Below are 19,130 nucleotides of genomic sequence, written 5' to 3' on the forward strand. Positions count from 1 at the left end.
CTTCATCGTATCGATTAAATTTCTGTCCCTTCTTTGGTGGCATAATAAAATCCCCTCCGGTCAACAGTGTTAGATTCATGATATCATGAACTCTTTTTTCACTGTCTACCACGAGGGGATAATATCACCTCGTTAAACGGGACAGCTCTTTTTTTATGGAGTTCCATCAAAGGATAATATTGATATGTTACTATTGTTTATAGACCCTATTGGAATTGGGACAAGCGGTGGTAGAATACATAAAGTTGTGTTTAATAAATACAGATGAAGATCGTTGAGGAGGAACTAAGATTGAAACAAATCTTTAAACGCGCAGCAGCAGTGGTGGGGACGGCCGCTCTTGTGATGGCAGCAGGATGTACGAGCGAAAGTGCATCCCCCAAAGCAGAGCTAGAAAAAGCAATGGCAAGCCTCAGCGCTGCCAAATCCTATACGTTTAATACAACGGCAACGTTCAAGGAGCTGTCGATGCCTCAAGCTGCCGCTAATGAAGGCGGCCAAGGCCAAACAGGCAGCCTGGCGCCAGGAAGCATAGGAGATATGCTGAACGGGCTTAAGCTGACGATGGACGGCGTGTATCAAAAAGATCCGATGCGTACGGATGCCAACATCAAGCTGACCATGCCTGGAAATCCGTCGGTCGAGCTGACGCTGCCGATGATTATGACCGGCGACAAGTTATATGTACAGATCCCGGCTATACCAGGCATTCAAGTGCCGCAGGAGCTTGTAGGCAAGTATGTGATGCTGGATACGGCTAAAATGGCGCAGGAGCAAGGACAGCCGGCGCAGATGCTGGACCCTTCCATTCAACAGCGTTTAATGATGGACGCCGGTGCGGCATTCATCAAGCCTTTTGACGAGAAAACATACTTTAAGAGCCTTAAAGCCGAGGATGCAGGGGTTCCCGCGGATTTGAAGCCGGATTCCGTCGTGCAGTTCGGCATCGATTCCTCGAACGGAGAGCAGGCGATTACGACGGCTGTAGAACAAGCTCTGCCAGCGGTGCTTGACGTTGTGCTCAGCAATGAAGCGTACTTAAAAGCGCTTGGGCTCGACAAAGCTAAAGTCGAAGAGCAGAAGAAACAGCTCGCCGACAACAAGTCGGAGCTGTCCGCCAAGCTGAAGCAGGAGCTTAAGCTGAATGAAGTGAAGATAATCAGTGCGATAAAAGACGGCAAGCTGGCTTATCAGAGCTTGGACGCCAATATCGAGTACAGCGGTTCCGCGGAAGGCAGCGGTCCAGTGAAGCTTGTGATGAACAATGTCACCGCGTACAGCAAGGTGGACGAGGCGGCGGCGTTTACGCAGGAAATTCCGAAGGATGCCGTGTCGGTTGAAGAGCTGATCTCTAAGATTAGCATGAATCTTGGAACCGCCTTGCCGCAAAGCTGAGAATAAAAGACAAACAGCCCGCTCCATCATGGAGCGGGCTGTTTGTTGACGATGGAATTTATAATGAACGAGTTATTTGCAAACATAGTCGGACAAAACCGACTGCAGTTCGTAAATGTTAAGCGACTTGTTGAACGTTTGCGAAATAGGGGTCGGATTGCCGGACACCCAGAATTTCAGCTCGGCATCCAGGTCGAAGCTGCCTGCTGTTTCAACGGCAAAATGTGTAATGCTTTTGTAGGGGTAAGAGTGATACTCGATTTTTTTGCCGGTAAGACCTTGCTTATCGATCAGGATCAGCCTGCGGTTCGTGAAAATAAACATATCGCGAATCAGCTTGTAGGCTTTTTCCACGCGCTCCTCGCGGCTCAGCAGATGCTGAAACTCACGCTGTACATCCACTGGCGCAAGCTCTGAAGCATTGCCCATCAATCCGTCAAACAAACCCATTCAGGCACGTCCTTCCTTTTTTCGTTTCCTGTTGTAACGAACTGGCTGCTTAAATGGTTTCACCGAATTGAGGGAGGTTTAAACGCAATCTTATGGCGGAAGGCTGTAATAAGGTGAACTTTGTGTCTTGCAATTACCATGGTTCCTCCGAGTTATTGCCAATTGTTAATGAAGAAATTAAAATTTAATTCTACCTTTAAAAAGAGGGGTAGTCCTTTGAATTTAGAGCACAATCTATTTTAAGTATTGAAAGGATTCCAATGCCTATTTTAATCATTCTATTAATGTCTGCACTAGCTTCATTTCTTATCATATGGTGTGTAGTGTACTTCTTTATCAATCGTACAAAAGACGCACCGCGTATAGGTGCCTATATAATTATAGGTATTGTAGTATTAGGTGTGCTTGCTGTTTCTTTGCAGTACTTTTTATATGATGGTCGTACAATAAGTAATATAGTTGTTGTGGCGTTATTCATTACTGCGATTTCATCGATATCGTATCTTAAGCGAAATTCAAAAAAAAATAGTTGAAGCTGTTAAAAGGGACTGTGCGGTTTGTTTATAGTTGGCTACTTTTTTAACACATGGTGTCTTGTTAAGCCCATCGACATTAGGAGTCGATGGGCTTTTTTTGTTGCGCAACTATAATAGCTTCCATTGCTGGTCATTTAAAAAGTGTTGATCCCGAAGTGACCCCGGATACCAATTCCGGCCTATGAACGGGTGTTAAGGGCAAAAAGAAAACCCCTTGCTGGGCAAGGGGTTGTTAAATGTTATACTGGCGCGCCCGATACGATTCGAACGTACGACCTGCAGTTTAGGAAACTGTCGCTCTATCCTGCTGAGCTACGGGCGCGCATCAGAAACAATATAGCATGCCTAGCCTGGCCGACGCAACTCAGGCAATGCCAGCTGGCAAGCGCTGCTCTCTTCTCAGGAAGATAGCGTCAAATACGGTCCGCGAAAGCTGCTGCGCTTCACCGCCACCGGATAGTTGATGCCGTCGCAGGTACGGAATCCCGTCTTGAACACATAGTGGCTGTCGTCCGCCGGATGCAGGCGTCCGCTGTCCAGGCAGTACACAAGCCCCTCCAGGGACCGCCATCTTAAACGTTCCTTTTTTTTAGGCCAATCTGTCACGATTGATCCCCTCCCCCTAAACCGATGCTCCAGTGTATGAGGCCGGACAAGCTGATAGAACGCCCGAATGGCGGGTTTCAGGGAGGTTCGGTCAGCATGCAGCAGAATCATTTGGAAAATGGGCTTGTGGCTAATCATTCTATCTGTTATATTTAATGTATAACAAATATAAAGAGGGGTGTGCCCTATGATTGTGACGCTGGATTACGAATCCGAAGTGCCGCTGTACAGCCAGCTGTACGACGAGATCGTTCGCGGTATCGCGGAGGGCTCAATGAAGCCCGGTGAGAGCCTGCCGTCCGTCCGGAGCTTGGCCGGGGATCTGAGCATTAATCTGCATACCGTCAATAAAACCTACCAGCTGCTGAAGCAAGAAGGCCATGTGCTTATCCATCGCCAGAAAGGCGCGGTTGTTCAGCCGCCCGGCTCAGCCAAAGCGACGCCTGAATATATGGAGCGGATGGAACGCCAGCTGCGTTCCCTTGCTGCGGAGTCGATTTGCCGCCAATTGGATGAAGCGCAATTTCTGGAGAGCTGCCGCTCCATCTACAGAGAAGTTAAAGGGGGAAGTTCGAAATGAACCTTTCTATGGCTACTTGGCTTGTTATGGGCGGGGTTTATGCGTTCGTCACCGTCGCCAGCGCTTTACAGCCTTATCTGGCACCGCGCAATATATTGTTTGGAGTGTCGCTGCCTTTAGGCAAAGAGAATGACGCTGATGTGCTTAAATTAAAAAAATCCTACATCTCCGGTGTGCTTGGAATTTCGCTGCTGCTTGCAGCTATCGTTGTCACGCTTGCGGCGCTTAACGGCGCGTTTATCGAAGAGGGCCTGTCCGTCTGGCTGAGCGCTGTCCCGGTCGGAGCGCTGCTGCTGCAGTTGGCCGTCTCCGGTGCATGGTTTATTTTCAGCCATAGCAAGGCGCTCAGCTTAAAGGAGGAGCGGGGCTGGGAAGCGTTGGAGACAAAAAAAGGGACTGCCGATCTCAAAATTAGAACGGATAAGCGGCTTATCTATTCACCGGTCTGGTTTCTGCCGCATTTGCTTGTCATCGTCATTTGCGCTGGCGCAGCCTGGCTGTTCTATGACCGGATTCCGGAGCAGATTATCATGCATTACAACGCCCAGGGCGTGCCGGATCGGATCGAGCCTAAGTCGGTGGCGGCCGTGTTTCAGCTGAATCTTATTCAGCTTGGCATGCTGGTTCTGTTTTATTTTGTGAACTATACGACCCAAGCGGCGCGGCTGAAACTGCATCCTGGCGCTCCGGAGGAGCATCGCGAGCAGCAAATCCGTTACCGTCGCGGCATGTCGCTGCTGAATATGCTGCTTGGTCTAGGCATCGTCATTTTTATGGGCGTTGTGCAAGCATTCACGCTGTATGCCGGGGAACAGGAGGGTGGCATAGTAATCGCCGTAGCCGGCATGATTCCGCTGCTGCTTTCGGGAGCCGCCGTATTCGGCCTGATGAGCCTGGGCAAAAACAGAACGGAAGCGCCGCGGCCGGGAGAGGACGGGCACTGGAAAGCGGGAGCCTTCTATTGGAACCGCAACGACGCCTCCATTTTTGTGGAGAAGCGTTCCGGGATCGGCTTTACGCTGAATTGGGCTCATCCGGTATCCTGGCTGGTCATTATTATTTTATTGGGAATCATCTTAGTTCCAATTATTTTAGGAATTTAGAACTAAGTTATGATGCTTTAGGATGATGAAAAGCCTATAATTTGTCGATTATTTCTCTCATTTTCCCATGTTTCGTCGACAAGTTCCTACAAACAAATAACTCCAGCTACGGGTATAATAAAGCTACACGACGGGGGTGGCCCGAGGCGAGGAGCATATTTTGAACGAGTCGATGAGCAAGTACGAGATGCTGGAACGATTAAATGATTTACGCAAACGGCTGCATCAGGCGGCGGAGGAAAGAGGCAGCCTGATTGATCCCGAGGTGCTCGCGATAAGCGAGGAGGCGGATCAGCTCATTGTAAAGCTGCAGCAGCAGCAGCGGGATACGAGAATCAGCATGTTAACGAAGAAAGGGCCTTTACCCGGCTAACCAACGGCGACGAGATCGCTTGGCTGCGGGTAGAAGGCCCTTACTGCGGTTATGTGGCGGATTTCTTTTGGCGGCGAAGCTTTCGGAAAAATTCGGTCAGCAGTCCGGCGCATTCCGTCTGAAGCACGCCTGAGGTCAATTCGGCTTCATGATTAAAACGCGGCTCCTGGAGTAAGTTCATCAGCGTGCCTGCGCAGCCGGCTTTAGGATCCGGCGTTCCGTACACGACCCGCTTAACTCTGCCCTGCACAATCGCTCCGGCGCACATCGGACAAGGCTCCAGCGTTACGTACAGCGTGCAGTCGAGCAGCCTCCACGCTCCAATGGATTCGCTGGCCTCGCGAATCGCCAGCATTTCCGCATGGGCGGTGCAGTCAAGCAGCAGCTCTCTCCGATTATGCCCTCGCCCGATAACGAGCCCGTCTCGCACGACGACAGCTCCAATCGGAACTTCTCCTATTGCTTCCGCCTTACGGGCCTCGGCAATTGCTTCACGCATCCATAATTCATCTTCAGCACGATGATGCAATTCAACTGATCCTTCCTCGGGCGGGCCTCCCGGCAGCCGCATGAAAATTTGAATCCAATTGTCTCTTATCTTTCTCCTCATTGCAACAGGTTGTGCACATAAATTGTGCATAAAATACTCTCTCCGGCTTCTATTGTCTCGCTATGGGGATAATTCAAAATGTTACCCTGTTCAATTTGTCGAAATTTCTCGGATTATGCAGCGAACAAATATTCTTTTGTTAACATGTTGTGCACAACTTTGTGGATAACCTTAAATTATTTGAATCTTCTTTGCAAATATCCACCGTTTCTCTGTGTATAACTAAGAAGTAATGTGGATAACCGGGGTCGGCTGGGGATAGAGATGTTTATAACTGAAATATGAAGAAGAGCCTGTGCCTTTCGACTAGCTTCGCGATATTTGTGATATGATCGAAAAAGAGCAGACGCTGAGACAAAGGATGTGTTCCGGCAGTGACGTTAAAAACAAGGCTCTCCCTGTTCATTTCGCTGCTGGTCGGCTTCATGCTGGTGCTGAACTTATTCTTCAATGATTTTTTCATCCGTCAGGCGCTGGAGAAGCAATACGACCGGTTCACGGAAAATGTAGCAGTTCAAACGGTCAAACTGTATGAAATGTACCGGAATGGAGAGGCGTTCTCGCTGGAGACGGCTTACAATCATCTGCAGCTCGCGACCCGGGTAGCAAGCGAGATGATTGACGGCGCCGCTCCGGACGCAGAACGGCTGCAGGTAATAAAAGAACAAACGGGCGTGACAGAGTTGGAGGTGTTGGAGCGGGTACCGGATGGGCTGACTGTTCGGGCAACTACGATTAAAGAAGGGGCGGGAGTAAGTGACAAGAAAGAGCTAAGCGAGAAGCTTGCTCAAAAGGAAGGCTTTTATCTGGATCGTACCTCTTTAGCCAAACGTTCACTCATTTCCGGTTATTACATATCCGGCAGCTCGCCGCTAGTGGTTCGGGCAGCCATTCCGTCACGAGGCCTTGGACCGGAACAAATGATTCAGCATGTTATTCAATATGAGCCTCAAGTGCTGGAGCTTGGGATTTGGAAAATGAACGCCTCGGGAACGCCTGACTTAATTTATGGCAATGGGGCTTTTTTTGAGGATCAGTCCGAGCAGGCGCTGCTAAGTGCGACCGAGCCCAAATTACGTCATTCCAGAGTTCCAGATACAGATATTATGCGCAGCTCATATCCATTTCAAAGCGATGGGGCCCATTTTATTTTAAGCATGGCGGTGAACCGGATCGATGTTGATTATCTTTCCCAGATTCATGCCCGCAGTGAGCTGACCAGCTTTTTTGGGATGTTCCTGCTGCTCATGCTAGGCACATGGCTGATCATTCGTTCTTCACTCAAGCCGCTCCGGCTTATTGTCGGCAAAGTAGGCGAGGTAGCGGCAGGCCGCTTTGACACGCCGCTGGAAGCGAATCGGAGAGATGAAATAGGCGAGCTGGCGCATCAGATCAACATCATGTCCCGCAATTTGAGCCGTCATACGGGAGAATTGAGAGCTGCCTCGGAGGAGAACGCCAAAATCAAGGAGCAGCTCGAATCCATCATCCAGAACACCGCGGACTGCATCGTTATTTTGGGACTGGATTGCCGAATTATTAAGGTGAATCGTGCTTTCTGCCAGTTGTTCGGGTACACGGAGGAGGAGGCGCTGCAGCACAGTATTCCCGAGCTTCTTCATCCCGAGAATCATCGCTTCAAAAAGAGAGATGTTGCGCGTTTATTGGAAGGGGAAACGCTGGCCGCAGCCGAAGAGGACTGGCGCCGCAAAGACGGCGAGTACATTCGCGTAAGCTCCAGCCTGAGCGCGATTCGCAACGGAGCAGGAGAAGTATGGGCTTTGGCTGCCGTGCTGCGCGACATTTCATCCAAGTCTCAAATGGAAGAACTGTTGCGGCGGTCCGAGAAGCTGACGACGGTTGGCCAGCTGGCCGCAGGCGTAGCGCATGAAATTCGTAATCCGCTTACAACGCTGCGCGGCTTCCTCCAGCTGCAGCAGGAGAGCGGCAAGCTGAATTTGCGGCATAACGACATTATGCTGGCGGAGCTGGACCGGATTAATCTGATCGTCAGCGAATTTCTTATTCTGGCCAAGCCTCAGGCGACGCGGTTTCAGGTTAAAGATGTGCGCTTTGTGCTCGGTGATGTCGTTTCGCTGCTCGATAGCGAAGGCCATCTTAAAAATGTTGTGTTCCACACCCGTTTTGCTGCGGAATCCTGTCTCATCTCGTGTGAGGAGAACCAGCTGAAGCAGGTATTTATCAATATTATCAAAAATGCCATCGAAGCCATGCCGCAAGGCGGCAATGTTTACTTCGACATTACAAGGCCGATAGACCATGAAGTGGCGATCTGTATCATTGATGAAGGAGTCGGCATTCCGGAGGACATTATTCCGCGCATCGGCGACCCGTTTTTTACCGCTAAGGAAACCGGGACCGGCCTCGGCATTATGGTCAGCCAACGTATTATTCAAGCTCACAAAGGAACGATGAGCATTGCAAGCAAGCTTGGCGAAGGCACGGCTATTACGCTCGTCCTGCCCGCATTCCAAGAGAAGTAAGGTTTCGGCGGGGCTTACGGGCCGGCATTATGATACAATAAAGCCATTATCAGCAGCGGCTGCGGAGGTCCGTACCGCATGGAATATGGGGTGTCAGCAAGCGGATGCGTATTAACAAATGGATTAGCGAAACCGGCTACTGCTCGCGCCGGGAGGCGGACAAGCTGGTCAGCGACGGTCATGTGACGATAAACGGCGAGACCGCGCTGCTTGGCAGCCAGGTAGAGGCGGGGGACGAGGTATGCATTAACGGCAAACCGCTCTCTACGCACAGCCAGCATGTGTATATCGCGCTTAACAAGCCGGTCGGCATTACCTCCACGACAGAGGGACATGTGGAGGGCAATATCGTCGATTTCATCGGGCATAAGGAAAGAATTTTTCCGATTGGGCGTCTGGATAAAGACTCCGAGGGACTCATTCTGCTGACCAACGACGGCGATATTGTAAACCGGATCTTGCGCGCCGAGGGCCGCCACGAGAAAGAATATATCGTTACAATTGACCGACCCGTTACGCCGATGTTCCTGAAAGGAATGAGCGAGGGAGTTCGGATTTTAGGCAGCATGACGCTGCCCTGCACCGTGACGCGGGTGAGCGAGCGTGTATTCCGCATTGTTCTGACCGAGGGCAAAAACCGCCAAATTCGCCGCATGTGCAGCGCTTTTGGCTATCGGGTGCGCCGTCTGCAGCGGGTGCGGATCATGAACATAAGCCTGGGCAGCCTGCCTGTCGGCAAATGGCGTGATCTGACCCGCGAGGAGCTTCAGGAGCTGTTCACGGAGCTGCAGTATGAGCCCGCTGCATCTTCGGGCCGTTCCGATCGTTAAGGATACAGCTGGCGGGCTTGAATGCAAACAAGGTCGGCTCGGGGCGCGCATCACGCGGTATACGCTGCCTATAACGCCAAGTATAAGTTGAAGAAGCCTCGCCTTTCCCCGGATTGTCAGGGAAGGGCGAGGCTTCTTTTCGCAGCTAGGGACAAAACGGTTAACCGGGCTTACTTGAAGCCGGAGGAGATCATCGTGGCTGCCGAGGGCTGGCCGTAGTTGCGGATGATCGATACCTCAACCCGGCGGTTTTTGGCACGGCCGGCTTCGGTATCGTTCTTGGCGACAGGCTCGTATTCCCCTTGACCAACGGCGCTGAAGCGCTTCGGATCCAGCTTGCTGTTCTGCAGCAGCACGTCCATGAACCGGACGGCGCGCATCGTGCTCAAATCCCAGTTGGAGCGGAACTGCGAGGTGCTAATAGGCTGGTTATCCGTATGACCGGTTACCATAACCTCATAGTTCGGGTATTTCTGCAGGATGCTGCTAATGAATGTGCCAAGTTTCTCCGCTTCCGGCTTAACACTCGCACTGCCGGAAGGGAATAAAGCCCGGTCGCTAATTGTAATCATGAGACGGGATTGGTTCAGCTTTGTTTCCAGCGAGGTGCTCAGGCCATTGTCTTTAATGTACTGATCCACCTGGCGCTTAAGCTTCTCCAGATCTTCCTGCTCCTTCTTCATCAGCTCTTGCATAGCTTTGTCCAGATTGGCCGCTGTTACCTGCTGCTGAGTGGAGGATTCGTTTTTGACATCGGAGGAGGAACCCTCCTCCTTCTTCTTCACGTCGGATACCATGCCTTCGGTATCGATCGACTTATAACTTTCCAGCACGCCGTTGCCGCCCGACAGAGCGATGTTGAAGGCGCGGCTCATCTCCTCGAATTTCTTGGCGTCTACGCTGCTTGAGGCATACAGTACGATGAACAGCGCCAGCAGCAGCGTGAGCAGATCGGCATATGGAATGAGCCAGGACTCGTCTACATGCTCTTCATGATCGTCGTGTCTATGCTTCTTGCTCAATGAGCTTCCCTTCTTTCGAGGCTTGCATTTGGACGCGCTCCTTCGGCGTCAGATATACGGACAGCTTCTGATTGATTGCGATTGTGGACACGCCGGATTGAATCGACAGAAGCCCTTCCACCATCATCAGCTTGAGCTGTACTTCGCGTTTGGACATCCGCTTCAGCTTGTTGGCAATCGGGTGCCAGAGCACATATCCGGTGAAAATGCCGAGCAGCGTTGCAATGAACGCGCCTGCGATGGCGTGAGCAAGCTTTGTCATGTCGCTCATGTCGGCGAGAGCAGCGACCAGGCCGACAACAGCTCCCAATACGCCGAGTGTAGGAGCATAGGTTCCGGCTTGCGTAAACAGCAGGGCGCCGGCTTTGTGGCGCTCTTCCATCGCGCTGATATCTTCCAGCAGCACGTCGCGGACGAAGTCCTGGTCGTTGCCGTCAATAATCATGCGCATGCCGTTGCGGAGGAACGGATCTTCAATATCCTCGACCTTCGCCTCCAGGGCGAGCAGGCCTTCGCGGCGGGTAATGCTTGCCCATTCCGCGAACATTGTAATCAGCTCTTGGCGTGAAACCAGCTTGATGCTGATGAAAGTCATTTTGATCAGGAGCGGGAATTTAGCCAGCTCGGACATAGGAAAGCCGATAAAAAGAGAAGCAGCGGTTCCGACAAGAATAATCATGAACGCCGCAGGGTTCAACAGAGTTTCCAGGCCGGCGCCTTTAAGCACCATTCCGGCGAGAACGGCGGTAAGACCTAATACAATACCGATAACAGTTGATTTTTCCATAGTACACCCCGTCCAGTTGAAAATGCGGGAGAGCGGATGAGGCCGAATCATCACGCTGCGCGGGCCCGTTTCCCCTATATATCGACTCAGGGGGCGGGGGAAATTAGATAAATTTTTGAAGAAGTATAGTCACATTGCGTTAGAAGTTGGAATAACCGTGTACAATAGAAGCTATAAATGCGTGTTCAAAAAGATCGCCATTCAGCACCGAGAAGGTTGTGTGAACCTGAAAAAGAAGGCTGGCAAACCTACAGAGCACCGGACTTTGAGGGTGAACGCAAAATTCGATGTCGAGTTCGCTTCCAGGTTTGCATCGTGATCAATGGGGTGCTTTTTGAACGACATCTATAAAGCGCTGATGTTATAGGAAGGTAGGTATGCTGGATGGGCGTCAAACATGCGAGGGAATACAAGGATATTTTAGGTGATTTAACCGATGCGGTGAGCGCGATTCGCGACAGTTATTCCTTTTTTGAAATGAGCAGCGACGAGTGGGGAGAGCTGGGCGACGTCGAAAAGCGCGAAATTATGGAGGCGCTCGCGGACGACGTGTTTTACGGGCTTGGCGAAGAGCCGGTGCTTCACGTCGGCGAAGGCATCGTGGCCTATAAGCCGAAGTTCCACGTCATCGAGGTTATGGTGGACGGCAAGGAAGCCCGGATTGTGCGGCTGATTTAAAAGAGGCGGGAAAAATGTCCGAGATAGCGGTTGAAATCTGACGTCAAAAGTGAATGCGGACGATAATGCCCGCGGGCTCAGTCCCGGCGGGCTGTTTGGCGTTTATAGAGGCTTGTATGCTGCTAAATTACCGGCCTTGGTAAACCATACAATGGAACTGGCGGGGACCGTCCGGTGTGCGCCGCTCGTACGTATCGGTCAGCTTGAAGCCTGCTTTTTCGTAAGCGCGGCGCGCCCGGATGTTCCAGATGAGAACCTCAAGGTCAATTTCGTCCTGCGGCTTACGGCGGCGGGCTTCTTCAACGAGCAATCGGACAAAAGAGGGGCCGATTCCGTCGCCGCAAAGGTCCGGCCGCATCGCGAGACCGAGCCGGGTCACGCCGACGATCGGGAAAAATTGAGCGTAACCTACGAGCTCTCCGTCCTGCTCATCGATGATGGCCGCATATTGCTCCCCGCGAAGCTTCGGATCTCCGAATTCGATCTCAAGCCTTTTCAGCGTCTCCCAGGGCTCATTATTGTAAACGTCATAAGGGGGCTTGAAGCGCCAACGGCATACTTCTTCCGCATGCTGCTCGTTCATCGGGACGACCTTCCAGCCGGAAGCCGGTCCCGGATTTTTTGCGTCTGTATTCATGGAATCCCCTTTCGGATAGGAATTCGGGCACAGCTATTATACCATTCCCCTTCAGGGTCGTGATAGAATGGAGGGACAAGCTGCCATATTGAATTCAAGTCACGGTACGAGTTGAAGGAGCTACGATGCGCAAACTGATTTTGCTTGGATGTCTGTCCTATTTTGTCATCGGTTTGGCCCATGTAGTGGCGGGAGCGGTGCTGGAGCCGATCATGGCCAACTACGAGCTGGACTACGCTGCGGCGGGCCAGTGGATTACGAATCAATTTCTTGGATTTTTGGTAGGGGTGCTCGCGGCGCCTGCCATCTCCTCGCGAATCGGCAGGCGGACAACGCTTATCATCGCCTTGGGGGCGCTGACAGCGGCGGAAGCGGTGTACAGCATTCTTCCTCCGTGGGAAATCATCCTCATCGCGGCTCCGGTGGCGGGTTTTGGCTTCGGCATGACGGAGGCTGTGGTAGGAGCGCTTGTAATGGACGTGTTCGCTAAAGGCAAAGCGTCGGTTATGGGCTGGCTGGAGGTTGCCTTCGGAGTCGGCGCGCTGGCGATGCCGGGCGTAGCTGCACTGCTTATCCGCGACGGCATTTGGTCGATGAGCTTCCCTGTGCTGACGGCGCTAGCCGGCGTATCGATGTTATTATGGATGACGCTTTCATTCGGCAAGGCCGATGAAGCGGTCGCTTATACGCCAAGGCTGGCTTTTAAGCCGGGAACGGATGAGGAAGCCCGCTTTGCGGAGGGTAAGGAAGCAAAGGCCTTCAAGCTGCTTGAAGCAGATGGCTCTGCAGCGGGACAGGGGTCTGACGAGTCTGGAATGGTGGCTGCTCCAGGTCTGGACGGTCCCGTTGCCGTGCCCGTTTCGGGCAAAGATACGGCGGGCGCAGCTGCGGTTCGGGTTAGCCCGGACCTTGAAGCAAACGCCTTGGCAGCGTCCGATGGTCTAGCTGGCGGCGCGGTTGCCGATGCGGTGCGAAGAAATGATGCAGCTGCAGGTCAAGTAGAGACGGGCGGTAAAACCTTGGCTGCCGGTGCAGCCGGAAGCTTTGAACGGGCAGAGTCGGTTGGAAGCCAAGCTGCAGCTGCGGACGATGCTGCGGAAGAGACGAATGCGGCTGGTCCCGGCTGGCTTGGCTACCGCAAAGGGGCCTGGCCGCTGCTGTCGGTGGGCATGCTGTTCTTTTTCCTGTACGTCGGGCTGGAAATGGTGTTTGCGAACTATTTGCCGTCCATTATGACGAACGGATCCGGCCTGCCAGAGGCGGAAGCATCCGCCGTGTTAAGCCTTTTCTGGGGCACGATGGTCGCTGGAAGATTAATCATCGGCATCGTTACGCGCAGGACGGGATACCGAATTTATCTGCTTGCTTCCGTAGGCGTGTCGCTCGTTATGCTCGTTCTGCTTGCGGGAGCGCAGACGCTGAGCTGGACGCTGGTGTTTGTGGCGCTGTCCGGTTTTGGCATGGCAGGAATTTTTGCGATTGCGCTTATATATGTAAATGAACGCCTGCCGGGCATGACCGACCGGACAACAAGTCTGCTCGTTGCCTGCGGCGGCCTTGGCGGAGCGATCTTCCCTAAGCTGGGCGGCTGGCTGTTCGATCTGTACGGCTGGCAGCGGCTGCTGCAGCTGACTGCCGTTATGGCCTTTGTGCTGTTGGTGCTCGTGCTCGTGCTGCTGGCTATGCGGGACCGCCTGAAGCCGACGGCTTAAGAAAGTTTGGATGGCAGCTCATTACAGCAAGCTCAAAGGACGAACAGGCCGCTGACGTTGCATGCGCTCCTGCAGAAGTAGTCTATTGAAGATTGGATATTAATGAAGAGATTGGGCCAACGTAACGCGGCTAATGATTATTGGTAGGTTATTGGAAAATAAAGGGATATTTCTATAGCGGCGGTCTGAGAAAGCCTGATGCGGGTAAGGAAGGGATAGAAGCGCAACAACCGACTGGAGGGATACAAATGAGAAGCCAAGAAAATCCGATTGTCCCGATGAAATGGCTGCTGGCCCGCATGTATGAGCCCGATCTGGTCATCGCGGATTGCCGGTTTGCGCTGGGCAAGCCCGACTCCGGGCGGAGCGCTTATGACGAGGCGCATATTCCAGGCGCCGTCTATCTTGATCTGGAGCGGGATCTGTCCGCTCCAATCGGGGAGCACGGCGGACGCCATCCGCTGCCGGAGCCGGAACTGCTGGAGGCGGCGCTGCGCCGCGCCGGAATCGGACCTGACAGCCGCGTCGTCGCGTACGACGACCAAGGCGGCGCAATGGCTTCCCGCCTGTGGTGGCTGCTGCGCTGGCTGGGCCATGACTCCGTATATGTCATGGACCAAGGCTTCTCCGCCTGGCAGGCGGCAGGGTTTCCGGTCACGGACGAGACGCGCGTCGTCGTGCCGGGAAGTTTTCAAGCCCGCGTGCAGCCGCAGCTGCTCGCCGGGGTAGACGAGGTGCGCGCCGCCTCCATTGCGGCGGCGCCCCATGCTTGGGACGCTGCCGGAGGCGAAGCCGGCAGCGGAACTGGAGCCGGCGGCGATGCTGCGCCGGCTGTGGAGGCGATCAAGCCGGCCAATTTGCGGCCGCTTGACCGCCTGGGCGCCGAGGCCTCCCTTGTGGACGGCCTCGAAGCCGCCTTCGGCGCAGTGGACGAGCCGGAGGATGGCGGCTCGTCCGCTGATGCAGCCGGCAATGGCGCGGCTGCCGCCTCCGGCGGGCCGGCGGAAGCCGCGCCGCTGCTCCTCGATTCCCGGGAGCCGCGCCGCTACGCCGGGCTGGAGGAACCGCTTGACCGCAAGGCGGGACATATTCCCGGCGCTGCCAATCTTTTTTGGAAAGGCGTCCTCGACGAAACAGGACGCTGGAAAACCGGCGACGAGCTGGCCGCCGCGCTGAGCGACGTCCCTCGGGACCGCGAGCTGATTGTCTACTGTGGCTCCGGAGTGACAGCTTGTCCGAACGTACTGGCTCTGCAAGCGGCGGGCTATAGCAACGTGAAGCTGTATGCGGGAAGCTGGAGCGATTGGATTAGTTACTCTAATAACCCGATCGCAACCGGGACGTAGAAGAATCGCGCAAGGCATAACAGTATTTAAATGTTGAATACATCGCCATCGGGCTCACGAGCCTTGGCGATGTATTTTTCTATATCCGGAGTCTACAAGGAGTCACCAGTTGAGATATTGATGTGCCAAAGGGGGAACGTTACACGTATGGCATATTCTCGGAGGCGTTTGGAGTGCATCATCCATGCGGTGATGCACTCCTTTTTGTCATGCTCCGGGGGGGCGAGTTCAACAGCTAGTCAACGCCCGCCTCGTTATAGATCAATTTATCACTTATATTTGTTGAATTATTTTCCATTTAGTGCTCTATAATTACTTATCTATTGTGATGGAGGGTACATATGATGAAACTGCAAAGGCTCTTATCCATCATTATTTTATTGCTGAATCGCCGCCTGGTGCAGGCCAAGGAGCTTGCAGAACGGTTCGAGGTGTCTGTGCGAACGATATATCGGGATATCGATGCCATTAATATGGCTGGAATCCCCATTGTCACTTACCAGGGAACGAATGGAGGCATCGGGCTGGCGGAAGGATATCGATTGGACCGCAACGTGCTGACCAACGATGAGCTGGCTGCCATATTCACCGCTTTGCAAAGCATCTCTACCTCATACGGCAACGAACAGAATTTACAGCTGATGGAGAAAATTAATAGTGTCGTACCCGCTTCATATTTTGAAGATTTCCAACACAAGGCGAATCGCGTGCTGATCGACTACTCGCCTTGGGACGGTAATGAAAGGCTGCGGCCCAAACTGCTTTTAGTAAAGGAAGCCATAGACCACTGCCTAATAGCGGAGTTCATCTATACCAACGCCAACGGGGTAGTATCACATCGTATGGTGGAGCCGCATAGACTCATTTTGAAAGGGAGACAATGGTATTTGCAAGCCTACTGTCTGGAAAAGGAGGAGTTCCGGCTATTCAAGCTGAAAAGGATGAATGAACTAGCGATCAGTAAAGGGGAGCCCTTTTCTCGCCGAGAGTTTGCGACGCAGGAAAGCCCCGCAGGGAAGGGGTTAAGCGAATCTTCCAGTACGATAGAGTTCACCTTAAGCTTCCAAGCCGACTCCCGTCATTTGGCAGAGGAATGGTTTGATATTGAAGAAATTCTGCTGATGGCTGACGGCAGTTGGCAGGTGAGAAAGGCTTATCCGGAAGATGAATGGTTGTATCGATTCATTCTCGGCTTCGGCCACAGCGCGGAAGTGCTTGAGCCTCCTCATCTGCGTGAGATCATCGCTCGTCGCACAGAACAAGCTGCAAAGATATATAGAACGGACGGATAAAGAAACATGACAGATAGCTGTCATGTTAGGCGTTTTATACTGAATTCATTCAACGATAAGGAGAATGATTAGGGATGAAACAAAACGAATTGAAGCCAGCGGCACATAACCGCAAGACTCCAAATAGCAAAAAAATTGAACCTGCCCGTTTCGAGGAGCATCCTTCTTTCACGTTGGCCGGCATAAGCACTGTCACGACCAATGCAGCCGAATTAAGCGGCGAAGGCAAAATCGGCAAGCTGTATGAGCAGTTTTACTCCCAAAATATTGGCGAACATCTGGCCCCTCATCAGCAACAACCTGGCCAATATAGCTGTTATTTTAACTATAAAGCTGGCGATGCCGGACAATATGAAGTGATGGTTGGCGTACATGTACGAGACAATGTGCAGGATCAATATCCCGAGTCTGTCTCGACGTTCATAGTTCCCTCTGCCAAATACGCGGTGTTCGTCTCGGAACCGGGACCTATTATAGAGGCGGTGCAGCGGGCTTGGGCCGATATTTGGCAATGGTCGCGGCAGCCCGGCAATGTGCGGGCGTTCACAGGCGATTTTGAGTATTACGGCCCGAATATCGATCCGATCGACGGCCAAGTAGAGATATATATCGCTATTAGCCAGTAGTTGCTTGCGCCGCACCACAAAAAGTAGACCGCCCCTCTGCTAGGTAAACGGTCTATTTCTGATTCAAATTCCGAAGCCGACCGCCTTAAAGCGGAAGCAGAGCATTTAGTTCAACTGTTTAAGTATGGTCATCCATATTCTCAAACCTGTGACCCATAACGTCAAAGCAGACCCAAAACCGATAAAAGCAGACGTCGCAATCAAAGTTACATTGCCAATAGTGGCTTCCATCGGTAAAAAGAAAGTGATCATGCCCAGAACACATAGAACTGCACCTGTACCGTAATAAAATCTTTCTCTGAATAATTGAGCTAAAGGGAAAAAATGAATACCTACAATGAGCGCCATTATAGGGAAAAAGAGTTCAAATTGATTGATGGCGTTGCAAATTATACTTGCTATAAAAATCGCAACACCTTCTAGGCCGAAGATCAAACCAAATTTTCGATTTATTTTTCTCCAATGTTCCTTATCCTCCGGTGTAAAAGCAGCGCTATTCATTTTACGGGCTTTACCAAAAAGCGAAATGGCTCCAGTCAGTAATACTAATGTCACCAGCCCCGAAATAATAAGCAGCCATGGAGCCCCTAGTTCACGTGAGCCAGCAATACCAATGGAAGCCCAAAGCGCTCCAAAAAAAGTCATAAACATTACGCCATTTGCAGCTCCAAATACAGCGGACTTCGGTAATTTTACTAAATCGTTCATGTTGATCAGACTCCCTGTGATTCAAATTTTGGCCATGCGGGACACCGAGCCTTATAAGCATATTCGCTGATCCTTTATTTATAATGCGAGATGGTCAGCTTATCGATAAACAAAAGCCGTACCCGCTGCTCCGAAGGTGCATTGGTAGCTCACCTTTCTCATTAGGATTGTTACCCAGCATTGAGGTGGCATTTTCCAGTTATCAGTTTGAATGATTGTAATTTACGAACTGTAAGATGTAAACAATCTATTTAATTTTTAGGAATCGTTATAGTGTGATGGACTAAAGACGGCAACAGTTCTATCTCCATCTTTCATAATCGGTGGATCACATGATTATCGATAATAACAACCAAGATAGTGAATCCTTGGCAAAAGAAGGCACGCGCTATGGATTTAAACAGGTTTTGGGAAGGGAGCCCACAGAGGACGAATTTGCTCAGCTTGTTGGAAGACCCGTACCAGTAGTTTATAAAGAATGGTTTAATGACGAGTTGGCCAATCAGATACTTGAAAGGGAACTCATTTTTACCAAGAACGCGCTGGACAAATTACTTGCTACCCAGGTGTACAAGAGTTGCTGAACGAATTGAAGCGGAGAGGTTATCGAATGGGGGTCGTCTCTTCCAAGCGACGATTACATGTCGTGAATGAGCTGAAATCGAAGGCGTTGGATATCTTATTTGATGTCATTGTAGCTCAAGAAGACACTATACTGCACAAATCCAGATCCCTTGCTACTTGCGGCAAATCACCTTAAGTCCGTCCCCAGGAATTGTGTATATATCGGGGATCAGCCTTCAGACATACGGGCAGCTGATGCAGCGGGAATGAAAAGTGTCGCTGCGCTCTGGGGAGACGGTAGGGTAAAACGACTAGAACCAGTGTGTCCAACCATGTTGGCCCATTCACCCAAGGACATACTTTACTTCCTATCATACATTCCAATGAAGATGAACTAGAGCAGCCTAGAATATGTATCAGCAGCACCGTCGTTTTTATCAAAAATGCTGTTGCATCGATACTTAAAATGAGAACATATGATCGCTATAAATTAGGGGATTATGATACAATAGAACAAGCACATAGAACGGCTTGCAAGGGTGGTCGGCTACCTCTCCGAGAAGGGAGGGATGCCCATGGAGGTTAAAGACGCTTTGACGCTAATGATCGGTTTTGGTGCGCTTATTGTGGCGCTGCTGACGTTGATTGTTGCCATCATTGCATTAATTAACCAACAAAAATAGACCGCCCCTCACCAGGTAACCGGTCTATTTTTGACTGCAATACCGAAGCCGACCGCCTTTGAAGCGGACTATTGTGCCGGAGGAGTCG

General features: G+C 51.7%; 20 protein-coding genes, 1 tRNA gene and 1 pseudogene. 14 read left to right on the forward strand and 8 right to left on the reverse strand.

Features of this window, described 5'->3' with window-relative positions:
• Positions 1 to 291 precede the first annotated feature (291 nt).
• Positions 292 to 1,395 carry a hypothetical protein gene (locus tag M3223_RS18945; RefSeq protein WP_251564478.1) on the forward strand — a complete coding sequence of 368 codons (1,104 nt, stop codon included), beginning with the start codon at positions 292 to 294 and terminating at the stop codon, positions 1,393 to 1,395.
• Positions 1,396 to 1,467: 72 nt separating this feature from the next.
• Here M3223_RS18945 and M3223_RS18950 read toward each other — a convergent pair whose 3' ends face one another.
• From M3223_RS18950 to M3223_RS18960, 3 genes are all read right to left on the reverse strand, one after another.
• Positions 1,468 to 1,845, reverse strand: coding sequence for a PH domain-containing protein (locus tag M3223_RS18950; protein WP_251564480.1), 378 nt, complete (start codon positions 1,843 to 1,845; stop codon positions 1,468 to 1,470).
• A gap of 781 nt (positions 1,846 to 2,626) precedes the next feature.
• Positions 2,627 to 2,703, reverse strand: a tRNA-Arg gene (locus M3223_RS18955).
• Positions 2,704 to 2,780: 77 nt separating this feature from the next.
• On the reverse strand, positions 2,781 to 2,987 hold the full coding sequence (locus tag M3223_RS18960) for a hypothetical protein (RefSeq protein ID WP_251564482.1): 207 nt from the start codon (positions 2,985 to 2,987) through the stop codon (positions 2,781 to 2,783).
• 187 nt (positions 2,988 to 3,174) lie between these two features.
• Between M3223_RS18960 and M3223_RS18965 the strand changes: the two genes are divergently transcribed.
• The 3 genes from M3223_RS18965 (at position 3,175) to M3223_RS18975 (ending at position 5,043) form a co-directional block, all read left to right on the forward strand.
• Positions 3,175 to 3,567 carry a GntR family transcriptional regulator gene (locus M3223_RS18965; protein ID WP_251564485.1) on the forward strand — a complete coding sequence of 131 codons (393 nt, stop codon included), beginning with the start codon at positions 3,175 to 3,177 and terminating at the stop codon, positions 3,565 to 3,567.
• On the forward strand, positions 3,564 to 4,670 hold the full coding sequence (locus tag M3223_RS18970; protein WP_251564487.1) for a DUF1648 domain-containing protein: 1,107 nt from the start codon (positions 3,564 to 3,566) through the stop codon (positions 4,668 to 4,670). The genes M3223_RS18965 and M3223_RS18970 overlap by 4 nt, the downstream gene beginning before the upstream one ends.
• A gap of 160 nt (positions 4,671 to 4,830) precedes the next feature.
• On the forward strand, positions 4,831 to 5,043 hold the full coding sequence (locus tag M3223_RS18975) for an aspartyl-phosphate phosphatase Spo0E family protein (protein WP_251564489.1): 213 nt from the start codon (positions 4,831 to 4,833) through the stop codon (positions 5,041 to 5,043).
• A gap of 49 nt (positions 5,044 to 5,092) precedes the next feature.
• Here M3223_RS18975 and tadA read toward each other — a convergent pair whose 3' ends face one another.
• A complete protein-coding gene (tadA, locus tag M3223_RS18980) occupies positions 5,093 to 5,614 on the reverse strand; it encodes a tRNA adenosine(34) deaminase TadA (protein WP_285891363.1) in 522 nt (173 codons plus the stop codon).
• Between the two features lie 413 nt (positions 5,615 to 6,027).
• Here tadA and M3223_RS24580 point away from each other — a divergent pair, with 413 nt between their 5' ends.
• Both M3223_RS24580 and rluF read left to right on the forward strand, forming a co-directional pair.
• Positions 6,028 to 8,157, forward strand: coding sequence for an ATP-binding protein (locus M3223_RS24580; protein ID WP_251564493.1), 2,130 nt, complete (start codon positions 6,028 to 6,030; stop codon positions 8,155 to 8,157).
• Positions 8,158 to 8,261: 104 nt separating this feature from the next.
• A complete protein-coding gene (gene rluF / locus M3223_RS18990; protein ID WP_251564495.1) occupies positions 8,262 to 8,987 on the forward strand; it encodes a 23S rRNA pseudouridine(2604) synthase RluF in 726 nt (241 codons plus the stop codon).
• A 170-nt stretch (positions 8,988 to 9,157) separates the two neighbouring features.
• Here rluF and motB read toward each other — a convergent pair whose 3' ends face one another.
• Positions 9,158 to 10,009, reverse strand: a complete 852-nt coding sequence (gene motB / locus M3223_RS18995) for a flagellar motor protein MotB (protein ID WP_251564497.1) — start codon at positions 10,007 to 10,009, stop codon at positions 9,158 to 9,160.
• Positions 9,993 to 10,796, reverse strand: coding sequence for a flagellar motor stator protein MotA (gene motA, locus M3223_RS19000; protein WP_251564499.1), 804 nt, complete (start codon positions 10,794 to 10,796; stop codon positions 9,993 to 9,995). The genes motB and motA overlap by 17 nt, the downstream gene beginning before the upstream one ends.
• Before the next feature lie 384 nt (positions 10,797 to 11,180).
• Here motA and M3223_RS19005 point away from each other — a divergent pair, with 384 nt between their 5' ends.
• A complete protein-coding gene (locus tag M3223_RS19005) occupies positions 11,181 to 11,474 on the forward strand; it encodes a hypothetical protein (RefSeq protein ID WP_251564501.1) in 294 nt (97 codons plus the stop codon).
• Between the two features lie 127 nt (positions 11,475 to 11,601).
• Here M3223_RS19005 and M3223_RS19010 read toward each other — a convergent pair whose 3' ends face one another.
• A complete protein-coding gene (locus tag M3223_RS19010; protein ID WP_251564503.1) occupies positions 11,602 to 12,111 on the reverse strand; it encodes a GNAT family N-acetyltransferase in 510 nt (169 codons plus the stop codon).
• A 125-nt stretch (positions 12,112 to 12,236) separates the two neighbouring features.
• Here M3223_RS19010 and M3223_RS19015 point away from each other — a divergent pair, with 125 nt between their 5' ends.
• The 4 genes from M3223_RS19015 to M3223_RS19030 all read left to right on the forward strand — a co-directional run bounded on the left by M3223_RS19015 (position 12,237) and on the right by M3223_RS19030 (position 17,087).
• Positions 12,237 to 13,823 (forward strand): MFS transporter, encoded by a 1,587-nt coding sequence (locus tag M3223_RS19015; protein WP_251564505.1) that lies wholly within the window; start codon positions 12,237 to 12,239, stop codon positions 13,821 to 13,823.
• Positions 13,824 to 14,071: 248 nt separating this feature from the next.
• Positions 14,072 to 15,169, forward strand: coding sequence for a sulfurtransferase (locus tag M3223_RS19020; RefSeq protein WP_251564507.1), 1,098 nt, complete (start codon positions 14,072 to 14,074; stop codon positions 15,167 to 15,169).
• A 341-nt stretch (positions 15,170 to 15,510) separates the two neighbouring features.
• The gene (locus M3223_RS19025) at positions 15,511 to 16,461 is read left to right on the forward strand and encodes a helix-turn-helix transcriptional regulator (protein WP_353057716.1); all 951 of its coding nucleotides are present in this window, start codon (positions 15,511 to 15,513) and stop codon (positions 16,459 to 16,461) included.
• Positions 16,462 to 16,535: 74 nt separating this feature from the next.
• Complete coding sequence (locus tag M3223_RS19030; RefSeq protein WP_251564509.1) at positions 16,536 to 17,087, forward strand: GyrI-like domain-containing protein; 552 nt, start codon at positions 16,536 to 16,538, stop codon at positions 17,085 to 17,087.
• 105 nt (positions 17,088 to 17,192) lie between these two features.
• Here M3223_RS19030 and M3223_RS19035 read toward each other — a convergent pair whose 3' ends face one another.
• The gene (locus M3223_RS19035) at positions 17,193 to 17,795 is read right to left on the reverse strand and encodes a hypothetical protein (protein ID WP_251564511.1); all 603 of its coding nucleotides are present in this window, start codon (positions 17,793 to 17,795) and stop codon (positions 17,193 to 17,195) included.
• 332 nt (positions 17,796 to 18,127) lie between these two features.
• Here M3223_RS19035 and M3223_RS19040 point away from each other — a divergent pair, with 332 nt between their 5' ends.
• The 3 genes and pseudogenes from M3223_RS19040 to M3223_RS19045 all read left to right on the forward strand — a co-directional run bounded on the left by M3223_RS19040 (position 18,128) and on the right by M3223_RS19045 (position 19,042).
• Positions 18,128 to 18,379: a hypothetical protein gene (locus M3223_RS19040; protein WP_251564513.1), complete on the forward strand. Its 252-nt coding sequence runs from the start codon at positions 18,128 to 18,130 to the stop codon at positions 18,377 to 18,379.
• An 11-nt stretch (positions 18,380 to 18,390) separates the two neighbouring features.
• Positions 18,391 to 18,757 (forward strand): annotated as a pseudogene (locus M3223_RS24585) (HAD family hydrolase); the annotation flags it as partial.
• A gap of 177 nt (positions 18,758 to 18,934) precedes the next feature.
• Positions 18,935 to 19,042 carry a putative holin-like toxin gene (locus M3223_RS19045; RefSeq protein WP_251564515.1) on the forward strand — a complete coding sequence of 36 codons (108 nt, stop codon included), beginning with the start codon at positions 18,935 to 18,937 and terminating at the stop codon, positions 19,040 to 19,042.
• Positions 19,043 to 19,130: the final 88 nt, after the last annotated feature.

The sequence above is a fragment of the Paenibacillus pasadenensis genome, assembly GCF_023715725.1.
Classification (GTDB): Bacteria; Bacillota; Bacilli; order Paenibacillales; family Paenibacillaceae; genus Paenibacillus_O; species Paenibacillus_O pasadenensis_A.

Excerpts from the sequence above, each read along its gene's own strand:
- M3223_RS18950 (WP_251564480.1), bottom strand. The coding sequence starts at position 1,845 with ATGGGTTTGTTTGACGGATTGATGGGCAATGCTTCAGAGCTTGCGCCA.
- M3223_RS18965 (WP_251564485.1), top strand. The coding sequence starts at position 3,175 with ATGATTGTGACGCTGGATTACGAATCCGAAGTGCCGCTGTACAGCCAG.
- M3223_RS18970 (WP_251564487.1), top strand. The coding sequence starts at position 3,564 with ATGAACCTTTCTATGGCTACTTGGCTTGTTATGGGCGGGGTTTATGCG.
- tadA (WP_285891363.1), bottom strand. The coding sequence starts at position 5,614 with ATGCGGCTGCCGGGAGGCCCGCCCGAGGAAGGATCAGTTGAATTGCAT.
- rluF (WP_251564495.1), top strand. The coding sequence starts at position 8,262 with ATGCGTATTAACAAATGGATTAGCGAAACCGGCTACTGCTCGCGCCGG.
- motA (WP_251564499.1), bottom strand. The coding sequence starts at position 10,796 with ATGGAAAAATCAACTGTTATCGGTATTGTATTAGGTCTTACCGCCGTT.
- M3223_RS19005 (WP_251564501.1), top strand. The coding sequence starts at position 11,181 with ATGGGCGTCAAACATGCGAGGGAATACAAGGATATTTTAGGTGATTTA.
- M3223_RS19010 (WP_251564503.1), bottom strand. The coding sequence starts at position 12,111 with ATGAATACAGACGCAAAAAATCCGGGACCGGCTTCCGGCTGGAAGGTC.
- M3223_RS19015 (WP_251564505.1), top strand. The coding sequence starts at position 12,237 with ATGCGCAAACTGATTTTGCTTGGATGTCTGTCCTATTTTGTCATCGGT.
- M3223_RS19020 (WP_251564507.1), top strand. The coding sequence starts at position 14,072 with ATGAGAAGCCAAGAAAATCCGATTGTCCCGATGAAATGGCTGCTGGCC.
- M3223_RS19025 (WP_353057716.1), top strand. The coding sequence starts at position 15,511 with ATGATGAAACTGCAAAGGCTCTTATCCATCATTATTTTATTGCTGAAT.
- M3223_RS19030 (WP_251564509.1), top strand. The coding sequence starts at position 16,536 with ATGAAACAAAACGAATTGAAGCCAGCGGCACATAACCGCAAGACTCCA.
- M3223_RS19035 (WP_251564511.1), bottom strand. The coding sequence starts at position 17,795 with ATGAACGATTTAGTAAAATTACCGAAGTCCGCTGTATTTGGAGCTGCA.
- M3223_RS19040 (WP_251564513.1), top strand. The coding sequence starts at position 18,128 with ATGATTATCGATAATAACAACCAAGATAGTGAATCCTTGGCAAAAGAA.
- M3223_RS19045 (WP_251564515.1), top strand. The coding sequence starts at position 18,935 with ATGGAGGTTAAAGACGCTTTGACGCTAATGATCGGTTTTGGTGCGCTT.